Raw genomic sequence first — 12,514 nt, forward strand, 5'->3', positions numbered from 1 at the left:
TCGTCGCTGTTTCCAGATGGAAACTTTCCCTCCAGATCTTTTCTGTGCAGAAAACAATCCATGTCTGGACTGGAATACCTTTCTTTTGGTCAGAGAAACAATGCAGCTCTTGACCTCAAGCACTTGAGGTTTTTTATACTATGGATATGAATAAGACATCATCTATTCAACCTCAAGAAACCTATACCATTCACGAAGTGGCTCAAAGAAGTGGGTTGAGCATTCCGACCCTCAGATACTACGAAGAGATAGGACTTGTGCCTGATGTCTGGCGTGATCCAAGCAGTGGTCATCGACGCTATAGTGCTGGCACGCTCCAGATTCTAGAGTCACTGGCAAACTTGCGTGCCGTTGGCATGAGCATAGAAGAGATGCGTACCTATCTAGTACTTCGCCAGCGGGGCGACGAGACGGCAGTCGAAAAGCGAGAACTTTTTCAGGCACACGCCGAAGAAGTGGGGAAGCAGATTGCGCAGTTGCAAATACGTCAACGCTACCTCTCGTGGAAAGTCGCCTACTGGGATGCTCGAGCCCGTGGTGATCTGGACGAAGCCGCGCGCATCGCTCAAGAGTACGAGAGTATTGTGAAAGATTTACGATAACCAGGAAAGGTGGGAAGCAAATGGCAGGATTAGTAACAACACCGTTCGGTGCGACAACAACCGCCATGGAAGTCATTGAAGGGATTGATTTACGTGGAAAACGAGCAATTGTCACAGGTGGCTCAAGCGGGATCGGAGTGGAAACCGCTCGCGCTCTGGCACAAGCCGGTGCTCAAGTGATACTCGCCGTCCGCAATACTGATGCAGGTGAACAGACAGCCGAAAACATCAGGCAAGCGACAGGCAACCAGCATATTCGTGTCGAGCAGCTCGACTTGTCAGACCTCAATTCAGTATGTGCGTTTGTGAGAGGCTGGGAGGGGTCACTTGATATCCTCGTTAACAACGCCGGTGTCATGGGCATTCCAAAGCGGGAGGTCGCTGCACAAGGGCACGAGATGCAATTCGCCACGAATCATCTCGGCCACTTTGCGCTGGCGCTTGGTTTGCATGATGCGATGGCAGCGACGGGCCATGCTCGTATTGTGTCGGTCAGTTCAGTGGGTCATATCAATGGCGAGGTTAATTTTGACGACATCGACTTTCACTCTCGCCCCTATGACGCATGGGTCGCCTATGGACAATCCAAGACGGCCAACATCCTGTTTGCAGTAGAAGCAGCCAGACGTTGGGCAGGTGATGGCATCGTTGCTAATGCGCTGAACCCTGGCCGAATCGCCAGTACCAATCTTGGACGCTACACGAAAGATGCACCAGCGAATCCCGCAGCATCAGGCCCGGCAAGCACGGGGGTGTCGATCAAGAACATCGAGCAAGGCGCAGCAACCTCTGTTTTGCTGGCCGCCTCACCATTGGTCGAGGGCGTAAGCGGTCGCTATTTTGAAGACTGTAACGAAGCTGGGCCACATCAGCCTGGTATTCGTCGAGGGGTAGCAGCATATGCAATCGACCCTGAGAACGCTGGAAGATTATGGAAGATATCCCAGAATATGCTCAACGAAGCGCAATGACGTTCACGACATCCAGTACGTCAGGCAAATAGTTCTCATTCATCTGCTATGGGTGTACATTCCAAAATGAAATGGCTCATACGCAGGTTCTATGACTCGAGAATGGCGGAGAGACAAGGCAAGTGAACAGGTCTACGCTTCAGATGGTCGCAGGCTCATCATGTTTCGCCCACACACGCTTTTCATCATAGAACCTGCGTATGAGCCATTTCATTCCCAGATTTATAACAACAAGGACGCGTAAAAACGATGCGGTGAATCGGGCAAGTTCAAGGCATCTCCACTCGGCAACCCCCGTCCGCTCAAAAAATCACGTGTCCGTTGCATCATGCATACTCGCTCTTCCTCTATTGAAAGACAATAATCGTGTATTCATTTCGCTCTACAGTGACTGAAGTTGGCAATGTGATTGCTTCGGGATCACAATAAGGCCGATAGACCAAGGCTTTGTTGACTCCATCTGTCCGTGCAACCTCGACCTGCATGGATTGCACCCCGAAATGGTTCATGACCAGCGCTTGCTGCTCTTGTCGCAGGCTCTGATGCAATGTATACAGAAGTCCCGGCTCACTTTTCACCGTCACCATGATTGGCTCGATGAGGCGACTATGCCAGAGCACATCGCGCAATTCGCGGCGTAAACGCAGCGCTTCGGACACATAACGACTCAATTCTGGCGTATCAGAGGCGATACCATGCAGACATTTCGCTTCAATATTCATGATATGACCAAAACGCAGACAATTATTGACCAGCCCATAATCCCAATTTCCAGTAATACAGCAGCTTTGCCGGTATTCTGGAAAGGTAACTCCAAAGGTTGGGATGTGATCGTTGCTAAAAAAACGCGAGTATGAGGCATCCACAAAGGGCATGGCTCGATCCCAATGCACCTCTGAAGCAATACGGAATTCAGGATTTGCCTGCCGTGCCTGCTGATAGAATGCCTCAAGCGTAGTCAATGCTCCATCCACAACCGATTTATCTCGCGGGGCTGGATTATCTTCGGCATAGTCGAACTCACCCATAGCACCCAGTTTGTCTATCTGCGTGCCAGGCGCTCCCAATTGGACAACATGCTGCAGTTGCTCCAGAATGATCTGCCGATATTCTGGCCGCGAAGGGTTCGCAGCCACCATGCGATAAATCGTCTGGTTGCGCAGGCCAAGCGTTGTGTTATATTCCCATCCCATACCTCCACGCATATTGCCATAAGGATCACGCACAACATAGCGATGTAATTCTTTTTTGAACCACTCTGTTTCGATGTTGACCCACTGCAGGTTGCTGAAAAGCATCACATAAACGCCCATCTCTCGACATTCTGCCAGCGCCTGCTTCAGTTCCTCCCATGTTCCCAAACGTGGATCAGGACTATACTGTGGATAGTCTCGGTCAATTCCGCCGATATCCCAGCCATCAATTTGCAGGACATGAATACCATATTGTAGTGCATCCCTTGCCATAGCAGGCAGGTCGCAAAATCGATACCCGATGGTGCTCTCAGGGTAGCTTATAATTGTTGACTGCCACGCATCCTCTTCATACATCCACGAGCCGCTCTTATCGATTATCCAGTGCTGATCATACCAGGCGCGGAAATAAGCACAAGCCTCGCGCCACGTGCCATCATGAAAGTGAAAGACGATGGGTGGACCACTCCAGGTCTCTCCAGGGGGAACAAAAGGGAAACTGTTCCAAGCCAGGGTCAGCCCTACCGGCGTATCTCCAACGATATCAGCATCTGGCCAGTATTGCGCATGGGGACCAGCTGGACCTCGATAGATAGTGCTAGGATTGAGTTGCATCCAGACAGCGCTCTGACGCGTCTCAAGAGTATGATTACCGATATAAACGCCCTTGCGTGTTCTCTCGTTGTAAATATCGATCCAGGGCATGCTCATATCGCCATGGTACCCTCCTATCCAAACGGGAGCGGCGGGGCCAAGGTAGGAACCAGGAAATGTGTCATAAAAAGCCCATTCTCGACCTTTGCCTCCCCAGTCGGCATAGTGTACACGCCAATCGTTCCGTTCTGCGCTGTTTGCCATACCACCCAGAGCAACATTGAAGATCTCTTCTATCTCATAAGGTGAATGGTTCTCCACTGCCATACGGAAGTGAGCATCATCATCCTGGATCTCTATGGTCAGAGTTACATTTATTGGAAACGTCCCACGAGCCGAGTGCACATCCCGCCAGTGTAAATTACAGGTAGTATCGCTAACCTCCGTATTGACCAGCGATTGATCTTTGCCAAAGATGTAATGTCCGCGCCAGTCAGGAAGCGGCAACAATAGGCGGAAATTCTCTGCCAGGCGTTCCTCCTGCACCAGTTCAATACCCGATGGCAGGTGTGAGAACCGCACAATGCGCCCATTGGCTCGCTCAATCTCTATATGCACTTTGCCATTATCCAGTACGATATTATGCATGTATCTACCTTTCTGACTATGCTATACCTGGCCGTCATTCCTCTCCCATGTAAGATTGATAGTCGTCCCCTTTTGCAATGCCTCCTCGGTTGCCTCAAGGAGCATTTGTGCGTCCACTGCGTCGCGCATAGTTGAGAGGGGGTCCTCGCCATTGAGAATACAACGTTGAATAAAGTAATCCATCTCGTGCATGAAGCTCTCTTCATATGCGAGATAGCGCCAGGATAGTCCGGCACGCGGCGTCATCACGACGTTATCACGCCAGCTATAGACACTCCCCCCCTCGGTACCCAAAATCTTGTAGGTTACAGTCCAAGGTTCGCTCGTCTGGTCGTCGGCAGCAAATCCGGCAAATAGGTTGATCAGTGCGCCCCCCGGCATCTTCAGCAACAAGGCTACCTGATCCTCGCGATCCAGTTTCTCCTGCGGAGATCGTGTCTCACTAGCCAAAGCGGTCACACACGTTGGTCTACCGAGGAGATAGAGTAACGAGTAGAAATGATGGGTAATGATCTGACGTAAAACTCCCGGATACTTTGCCGCTACCTCGGGGGGATGGTGCAGCGTATAGATGATCCAGGCGCTCACCACTTTCCCAAATGTATGTGAGATAATCAGCTGTCGGGCGCGCCTCAACTCTGGAGCATAAATATAGTTATGCGCCGGCATACACACCTTTCCGCTGGCCCGTGCTTTGCGCTCCAGATACTGCACATCCTCGAGTGTAGACGCCACTGGCTTCTCAACCAGCACATGTTTTTGAGCATCCAGCGCCCGCACAACATATTCCCGATGAAATTCCAGCGGCGAGAGCACCGCAACAGCCTGCACCTCAGCATCATCAAGTAACTCATCTATGTCCCCATAAACTCGGCCCCCATACTTCTGAGCAAAAGACTGCGCCTGCTCCGTCCTCACATCGTATACTCCAACCAGATGAGCACCTTCATTCTGCGCCACTGCATTTGCATGCAAATGGGCAACTGTACCCGCCCCAACAAAAGCAATACCAATGGCCTCAGCCATCATTAGTCTCCTCCTTACACACAATAAATAATGGTGATTCCCCTTCCTCCCCTCACGAGACGCGCCAGCGCTCCACACTGTCACTTCGCATGCGTGTAGAAGCTCCGGGCCTATCTGGTACCTTAATATGACCTCGTTCCACAACCACCGGATCCTCAAACAGATCAAGTATCCAAGGAATATATTCAAGCATAGGGGCATTCGGAGTAGCAGCAACCAGGTGTTGCTGAATCTGCATCATATCTCCCACGTGAGGCACAACTGGCACATTAAAACAGGCGGCCAGATTTGCAATGCGCACCCATTCAGTAATTCCACCTACACGTGTTACATCAGCTTGCACAACCTCTACTGCGCCTGTGGTAATATAATCGCGGAAGCTATAGCGGTGATAGAGATTTTCTCCCAAAGCAATCGGCGTGACCAACTCACGTGCCAGCCGCGCGTGACCTGCAATATCATCGGGATGCAGCGGCTCTTCTAACCAGTGAATATGGAATTCCTCCAGGCGTTTGCCCCATAAACACGCAGTATTCACATCCCAGACCATATTCGCATCGACCATCAACAGGATGTCATCGCCGATAGCCTCGCGCACTGCCTTCACGCGCCGATAATCATCCCAGGGATCAGCGCTACCGATCTTGATCTTTACTCCCGGCCAGCCTTGCTCCACAAAGCGGCGGGTGTCTGTAACCAGTTCATCCAGCGTCCAATTGAGCCAGCCCCCATCCGTATTATAGGTCTTAATCGCTTGTGGCTTATCACCACCTAGCAACTTCCAGAGAGGCACGCCAGCCGCCTGCGCCATAATATCCCACAGCGCGATATCCACAGCAGAAAGGGCCATCTGCGTAACACCGGCCCGCCCTATCCAATGCAGGCGACCCCACTGAAGCTCTTCCCATATGCGCTTGACTTCAAAAGGATCGCGACCCAATAGCTTCGGCGCATAGTACTGGTCAATCACCTGCTTGATCAGTTCCTCGCCATTTCCCTCCAGACCAGTGTAGCCCGTTCCTATCAAGCCTTCATCCGTTGTAATCCAGCATCCAGGGGTGCTCCAGTGCGTAAACATATGCGTGGAGTCACCAATATCGCGCCGAATCGGCGTCCGTATGATAAAGCTCTCTACCTTTGTGATTTTCATTCCTGTCTCCAATCCTATAAGTGAGCATTCATCCTCTGCTATTACCGGAAAGAAGCCGCGACAAGAGATTTGACAAAGAAACGCTGCAAGAATAACAAAAGCAAGAGCGGTGGTATCACCGAAAGTAGCGAACCTACCATAAGTTCATCGTAAGGCTGCGAATAGGAGCCAATGATCGACGCCAGAGATACCGGTAGTGTGAACATATCCGAGCTACGCAGCATGATAATGGGCCAATATAGAGAACCCCAGCTCCCTGCAAAAAGGAAGACCGACAATGCAGCGATATACGGTAAGAGATTGGGAAAGGCTATCTGAAAGAAAATACGCACTTCGTTCGCTCCATCCATACGAGCAGATTCCAGGATCTCATCCGGAATCGCCTGTTGAATACTTGTGCGCATCAGAAAAACTCCAAACGCCGGCACCAGTCCCGGGATGATAATACCTTGATAGGTATTTACCCACCCCAGCTTGAGCATGATCACAAACAGAGGGATCGCTGTAATCTGCCCCGGCACCGCCATGGTAGCAAGCAAGATATAGAAGAGCGCATTCTTGAAGCGAAAACGATATTTTGCAAATGCAAAGCCTGCCAAGGAGCAGAAGAAGAGCGCTCCCGCCAGGCTAACCCCAGTAACAATGACTGAGTTGAGGAAGGCACGCCAGACAGAAATCTGCGCTTCAAGTTTTTTCAGATTGTCTAGCATGTATGGCCCCGGTAGAAAGCGCGGTGGAAAGGAGAAAATAGTGTCTGTATGCCAGCTTCCCCAAACAATGGTCCACCACAGCGGTATGACGAAAATCAATGCCGCCGCCGTTACGATCAACAGAATTACCCATTGCGGCCAGTGGGAGAGTGTTCGTTTCAAACTACCAACATGGCTTGTTGGTAATGGAGCCTGCTTCATTCTATCCAATCCCTCCGTTGAGCTAAAGCAAATTGAGCGACACTGACCGCAATGATCAAGATCGACAGTAACCAGCCAAGAGCGGCGGCCGATCCCAAATCAAAATTCAGAAAGCCTAGTTTGTAGAGTTCGAGGACGGGCGTTGTCGCGGAATTCAATGGTCCACCACTACTACTACTGAATAGCAGGAGCGGTTCTTCGAAGATGTTCATGGTACCCATTGTGTTGATGATGATTACAAAGAGCAACACTGGGCGCAACAGCGGCAGGGTAATATACCGGACGCGCTGCCAGAAGGTAACCCCATCCAGAATGGCGGCCTCGTAATATTCATCCGGAATACCTTGCAATCCTGCCATCAGCATCACAACCCAGTAGCCAATCCAACGCCATCCTCCCGCAAGAATAACCGCCGGCTTTGACCATTCAGGGGACTGCAACCAGGAAATGTGTATATTGACAGTCGATAGAATATGATCCATCACACCGTTTGTTCCCAGGATAATCGAAAAGAGAATGGCGACAGTAACTCCAGAGACAATGTTCGGCATGAAAAAGGCAATCCGAAAGATGCCACTCCAACGCCTCATAGAACGTATATCCAGGAACAGGGCTAGGGCAAGAGCAATGACAATCTGGAAGACATTGTTGACAATGACGTACCAGATAACATTGGCAAAAGCCTGCCGCACCGCCGGTAACCCCAGTACGTAGAGGTAGTTTGATGTCCCTACCCAGACGGTCTTCGTTGCGCTCCAATGTTGAAAACTCAGAATAAGTGACCAGGTGGCTGGAAAGACCCAGAAACCCAGGAATAGGATGAAAAAAGGCGCGATAAAGAAATACGGCACGCCTTTCGGGCCCAGAAGTATTTGCCACCAGGATGTGTGTGCTCTCACGCTGCGCTTACCAGGTGGCGGTGAGAAGTCCCCTACCTGGGTCGTGTGAAATACTTGATCAGATTTGGCCATATGCAACTCCAGTTCAGATAATACGCACATGGTATTACTCTATTTGCATACCCATATATTGATTTGTTTCTAGCATGCCAGGTAACTTGCTGACCACGACTGGCGCCAAAGATAGCATTCTGACGCTACTTGGTTCCCTTCGAGGCCTGCAATTGGCGGATAGAGTCGGCTGCGTTCTTTAGGGTTGCTTGAATCGGCGCATTCTGTTTAAGAATTTTGAAGAGTGCATTTGAGACTGCCTCGGTCGCGTTGGAGAAGAAGACACTGGTACGATACCAGGGAAGAATGCTCTCTTCACGTGCGGCATTCAAATACACTTGATAAGTCTTTTGACTATCCAAAACGGGGGAAACTGCGTTTGTCATGGCGTCAATGCCCGGGGTATAGGAGACGAACGCCCCTGAGAAGGTTTGCATGTGCGCAACCGTCGCATCCTTTGTAAGCTTCAGAAACTTTGCGACTTCGATGGCTATGTTCCTCTGATCTTCGGGAATACTACTGGGGATGGTCAGGCAAACTCCATCAGCGGCGGTGGCGCGCTTCCCTCCAGGTTTCACCGCTGGCAGCTTTGTTACCTTCAATTTCCCTTTCAGATCAGGTGCGTTATCCAATACCGTGAAGTCCTGCCAGTTGGGGTAGAACATCATTGCCAGTTGAGCGTTCTTGTATGCCTGCCATTGCTGTGGCACCTGCTCATAATGTGTAGTAAGACCAGAATTCCAGATTTTCTTTGAGATATTTGCTACCTCTACATGGTAATCTGAGTCAAAGATAACGTTTCCGTCTTTATCAAAATAGCCGGTTGAGTCTTGTAAGATGAGATTATTAAATACATCTCCTGGCAACTCGTTGAATAAACCTGCACCAATCTTCCGCTTTAAGGTCTGGCCTACAGTAATCAGGTCGTCATAGCTTTTAATCGCATCAGCAACCTGGTTAGGATCAGTGGGAAGCCCAGCTTTTTGCATCAGGTCTTCACGATACCCTAACAGCATGACACCTGTGTCATCAGGCACCTGATAAATTTTCCCATTAATTTGCGTGCCTTGCCACACAGCGGGAAGGATGTCGTTCTGATAAGAACCTACCTGTTCAGTGAGATCAACAATGCTGCCCGTGTTGGCAAAGGCACGGTAATAAGGCATTCCTGTGCGAATAATTGAGGGCAGACCTTGAGGAAGCCCAGCCCCTAGCGCGGTGAGAGCTTTCTGATGAAGTTGATCATAAGGCAGAGCAGTCCATTTAAATATGACATTAGGGAACTTTTTTGCCAGGCCTGCTTTTTGGGCAACCTCTTTCCACTGTGTTTCCGTCTCCCATACCCACATCTCAATCGTGACTTTTCCAGTAGAAGATGATGAGCTACTACCACAGCCCTGCAGCAGTGGAAGCGATCCCAGCGCTACCGCCCCTAGAGAGGCTCCAACAAAGGTTCGACGGGTCATTTTTTGGGTTTTGTCATGAAATGTGCCAGTTGTGAGATCTTCAATGCTCATGCTATTCTCCTGTTCCTTCAGAATAAGATAAAGCCATCACTTAAAAAGAGAGGCTCACCAGCACTGGTTATCTATCCCCAACTCGGATGATTGGCGACACAATCTTACCTTCAATCTTTTCCCAGATGAGATGAAAACAGCATTCATGTCGCAATTCCTGCTCAGACACCATAAAAACGAGCGGCATTCGCCCCCCAGAACGCATTGCGCTCCTCTTCTTTGAGTTGCGAGGTTAAAAGCTCTGCAAGCGTTACTACCTCCTCATATGTGGCGCACTGCAAGCAGACCGGCCAATCACTGCCAAACATAACCCTATAGGGCCCAAAGTGTTCGAGTGCATATTCGGCATGGGCTTGAAAATCAGCGATCGACCAGCCTTTCCCCACTTCAGTAACCATGCCCGAGAGTTTACAGTACGCATGAGGATTCTGAGCAAATTGCTTCATGCAATCCCGCCACTCTTTTTGCAATGTCGTGCCGTAGCGTGGCTTGGAGAGATGATTGATGACTATATCAAGTTCTGGTACCCGCTCAATAGCGCGCAACGCGTAGGGTAGCTGTTGTGGATAGGTAAGAACCTCGAAGCGTAGATGATACTGCGGTAGTCGCCTCATGTGCTCGATAACCTGAGGCTGCATAACCCAATCATCAGCCTGAATATCCTGTAGCATTGGCCTGATAGCTACAAGCTTCGGATGAGGCGCGATCTTATCGAGTTGCGCGAGCGCTTGTGGACTATCAAGTTGCACCCAACCAGTAACACCGAGGACAGTGCTCCCAGGCTGGGACAACAGATGCAGAAGAAATTCAGTCTCCTCGAATGTTTGTGCCGCCTGCACAAGGATTGTTCCTTCTATATCTGCTGACTTAAGGTGAGGCGCCAAATCGTTCGGCAGGTAGTCGTGCCGCAAAATGCCTGAGTCTGGCATCCAATGATAGTCACCTCGTGCAACCGCCCAAAAGTGATGATGAGCGTCAATGCGTCTTTGCATAGAAAACTCTTTACTCCTCTCATCAAGATGGCAATAAATGACTGAGCCTGACTTCAGCATGCTGGATATGCTGACTTGCAGCTTCTACTAGAGCCTGTCGATCGTTTTTCTGAAGCGCTTCAACAATTGCGCTGTGCTCTAATAGTGCCTGGCTGAAATCAATAATTCCTTCTCCTGCATAGAGACGACCTACATGGAGATGGAAATGCAAGTCGCTCCAGGCCCGAATAAGAAAAGAGTTCCGCGAACTTGAGATGAGCAGATAATGGAACTCTCGATCCGCCTGATTAAACTGCTTAAAATCGCGATAGATCGCGCCATGCTTCATTGATGGCATGATCTCTGCAAGCTCTGTGAGCCGCTTCATGATATCTTGATCTGGTAGAGAAGACTGCAATGCATGCAATTCAAGCAACGCACGCACCTCAAAAAGCTGGTGATATTCCCTTTCATTCAGTAACGGAGCGACAATAAAACCACGATTGTTGTCCTGCAACACGAGCCGCTGCATAGCTGCCCGTGTCAGCGCTTCGCGAACAGGAGTATTGCTCATTTCAAGCTGCGCAGCCAACGCATCAATGTTCAATCGAGAACCAGGATCATATTGGCGATCAACTATCGCCTGTACGATAGCTTCGTATGCGAGGTCAGGCAGGCTCCGACTCGGTGGACGTCGCAATAGAGGCGATGCGGTCTTCAAGGTAGGATTATGCCGTACCTGTGTGCTTTCTTCTTCAGCCATAGCATCCAGACTCCCCTATCTTTCATGTATCATGTATTATATATCATGCACGATTTTATTTGTCAACCTTATATCTCGCACATCTCTCAATGCAGAGAATGCAAATTATGCCCATTCATACTCCCGTATTTGTGAGCAATATGCAAAGGCAGAGAGAAACCACATAATCTCTTTAACGCGTCAAGAGTTTCAAGATGAATGACATTTGCAGATGAGGAATGATCACCATGCAAGGGGAAGTGAATTCGCGTCATTGTGATTTTGCAGCATATTGTGGCAAAATCGAGCGCGATATATGTTATTTGGAATAGACCTTCTTTCCCACTTTCCCGCGATAGTTTGTGGTACATAAGCCCAAGGTTCATCCATTTTGGGGATCACGGATGAGCCATGGTGTGAAGGTTCGAACACCACCGCGTTCCATCGGTTGAGACAGAACGCGGCCAATGCATGTCGCGTAACCACGCGAGTAGTTAGAACTGGTGGCGGGTCTGGCTGAGGCCTATGGCGAATGCGAAGACCTTGGTGGGTTTGACGGAGAACACGAGGTTCGAATCTGTGAGAACTCTTTGTTCGTCTTCATCGTAGAGGTAAAAATAACCGTTGCGTACCTGGTATGGCCAACTTCCATCCCACTTGGTCGCCCACACCGAGGCTAAACGTTCGAGCACGTCCTGGTCGGTGATCTGCACGGCGTCGCCCTCAACCACCACGGTGAGTCCCTCTCTCTGGTTGCAGCCGGTCGTCAGAATGACGTGCGCGTTTTCACGCAGGTTGACAGTCTTCTGTGCGGTGTCGGTAGCGGTAAAGTGGATGGCCTCGTCGTGCCACACGGCCACGAGCGGCGTGACGTGAGGGCGACCGTCGGCCCGCACTGTTGAGAGCCAGAACAGCTCGGCGGTTTCCAGCACCCGACGCGTCTCCTCCCATGGCGTGACCACTCCGTCTGGTCCGCCGTGTCGTGTTGTGATGGGTTCGTTCAACCTAAGAACTCCTTTCAATCGTTCCGTTCCTCTCACAGGAAGCGAGAATATACCAGTCCATTCTCTTTGCACGAAGGAAAACTGGAAAGGCAAAGAGGAGTATTCCGAATAATATCCTTCACAAGGAGAGCGGCACGATATACTTCACAAAGGGGGTTTAGGTCGAAATAGGAGATTTCCTCCCATCTGAGTCGGCTTGTGAGGAGCGTCCGTGGAAAAGTCCCTCACCCCGCGC

General features: G+C 50.2%; 11 protein-coding genes. 2 read left to right on the forward strand and 9 right to left on the reverse strand.

Features of this window, described 5'->3' with window-relative positions; translation table 11 throughout:
• Positions 1-140: 140 nt before the first annotated feature.
• Positions 141-602 (forward strand): MerR family transcriptional regulator, encoded by a 462-nt coding sequence (locus tag JMI88_RS29790; protein ID WP_236023120.1) that lies wholly within the window; start codon positions 141-143, stop codon positions 600-602.
• Positions 603-622: 20 nt separating this feature from the next.
• Positions 623-1,573, forward strand: a complete 951-nt coding sequence (locus tag JMI88_RS29795) for an SDR family NAD(P)-dependent oxidoreductase (RefSeq protein ID WP_201365638.1) — start codon at positions 623-625, stop codon at positions 1,571-1,573.
• A 347-nt stretch (positions 1,574-1,920) separates the two neighbouring features.
• Here the strand turns inward: JMI88_RS29795 and JMI88_RS29800 are convergent, their stop codons facing one another.
• The 9 genes from JMI88_RS29800 to JMI88_RS29840 form a co-directional block, all read right to left on the reverse strand.
• Complete coding sequence (locus JMI88_RS29800; protein WP_201365640.1) at positions 1,921-4,008, reverse strand: DUF6259 domain-containing protein; 2,088 nt, start codon at positions 4,006-4,008, stop codon at positions 1,921-1,923.
• Positions 4,009-4,029: 21 nt separating this feature from the next.
• Positions 4,030-5,037: a Gfo/Idh/MocA family protein gene (locus JMI88_RS29805; protein ID WP_201365642.1), complete on the reverse strand. Its 1,008-nt coding sequence runs from the start codon at positions 5,035-5,037 to the stop codon at positions 4,030-4,032.
• A 49-nt stretch (positions 5,038-5,086) separates the two neighbouring features.
• Positions 5,087-6,184, reverse strand: a complete 1,098-nt coding sequence (locus tag JMI88_RS29810) for a mandelate racemase/muconate lactonizing enzyme family protein (protein ID WP_201365644.1) — start codon at positions 6,182-6,184, stop codon at positions 5,087-5,089.
• Positions 6,185-6,225: 41 nt separating this feature from the next.
• The gene (locus JMI88_RS29815; RefSeq protein WP_201365646.1) at positions 6,226-7,095 is read right to left on the reverse strand and encodes a carbohydrate ABC transporter permease; all 870 of its coding nucleotides are present in this window, start codon (positions 7,093-7,095) and stop codon (positions 6,226-6,228) included.
• Positions 7,092-8,066: a carbohydrate ABC transporter permease gene (locus JMI88_RS29820; RefSeq protein ID WP_201365648.1), complete on the reverse strand. Its 975-nt coding sequence runs from the start codon at positions 8,064-8,066 to the stop codon at positions 7,092-7,094. Before JMI88_RS29820 ends, JMI88_RS29815 begins: the two co-directional genes overlap by 4 nt.
• Positions 8,067-8,191: 125 nt before the next feature.
• The gene (locus JMI88_RS29825) at positions 8,192-9,562 is read right to left on the reverse strand and encodes an ABC transporter substrate-binding protein (RefSeq protein WP_201365649.1); all 1,371 of its coding nucleotides are present in this window, start codon (positions 9,560-9,562) and stop codon (positions 8,192-8,194) included.
• A 161-nt stretch (positions 9,563-9,723) separates the two neighbouring features.
• A complete protein-coding gene (locus JMI88_RS29830) occupies positions 9,724-10,554 on the reverse strand; it encodes an amidohydrolase family protein (protein WP_201365651.1) in 831 nt (276 codons plus the stop codon).
• Between the two features lie 22 nt (positions 10,555-10,576).
• On the reverse strand, positions 10,577-11,296 hold the full coding sequence (locus tag JMI88_RS29835; protein WP_201365653.1) for a GntR family transcriptional regulator: 720 nt from the start codon (positions 11,294-11,296) through the stop codon (positions 10,577-10,579).
• A gap of 473 nt (positions 11,297-11,769) precedes the next feature.
• On the reverse strand, positions 11,770-12,279 hold the full coding sequence (locus tag JMI88_RS29840) for a pyridoxamine 5'-phosphate oxidase family protein (protein ID WP_201365655.1): 510 nt from the start codon (positions 12,277-12,279) through the stop codon (positions 11,770-11,772).
• Positions 12,280-12,514 lie beyond the last annotated feature (235 nt).

Source organism: Dictyobacter formicarum, from assembly GCF_016587435.1.

Coding starts and splice junctions, on each gene's coding strand:
- JMI88_RS29790 (WP_236023120.1), top strand. CDS start 141: ATGGATATGAATAAGACATCATCTATTCAACCTCAAGAAACCTATACC.
- JMI88_RS29795 (WP_201365638.1), top strand. CDS start 623: ATGGCAGGATTAGTAACAACACCGTTCGGTGCGACAACAACCGCCATG.
- JMI88_RS29800 (WP_201365640.1), bottom strand. CDS start 4,008: ATGCATAATATCGTACTGGATAATGGCAAAGTGCATATAGAGATTGAG.
- JMI88_RS29805 (WP_201365642.1), bottom strand. CDS start 5,037: ATGATGGCTGAGGCCATTGGTATTGCTTTTGTTGGGGCGGGTACAGTT.
- JMI88_RS29810 (WP_201365644.1), bottom strand. CDS start 6,184: ATGAAAATCACAAAGGTAGAGAGCTTTATCATACGGACGCCGATTCGG.
- JMI88_RS29815 (WP_201365646.1), bottom strand. CDS start 7,095: ATGAAGCAGGCTCCATTACCAACAAGCCATGTTGGTAGTTTGAAACGA.
- JMI88_RS29820 (WP_201365648.1), bottom strand. CDS start 8,066: ATGGCCAAATCTGATCAAGTATTTCACACGACCCAGGTAGGGGACTTC.
- JMI88_RS29825 (WP_201365649.1), bottom strand. CDS start 9,562: ATGAGCATTGAAGATCTCACAACTGGCACATTTCATGACAAAACCCAA.
- JMI88_RS29830 (WP_201365651.1), bottom strand. CDS start 10,554: ATGCAAAGACGCATTGACGCTCATCATCACTTTTGGGCGGTTGCACGA.
- JMI88_RS29835 (WP_201365653.1), bottom strand. CDS start 11,296: ATGGCTGAAGAAGAAAGCACACAGGTACGGCATAATCCTACCTTGAAG.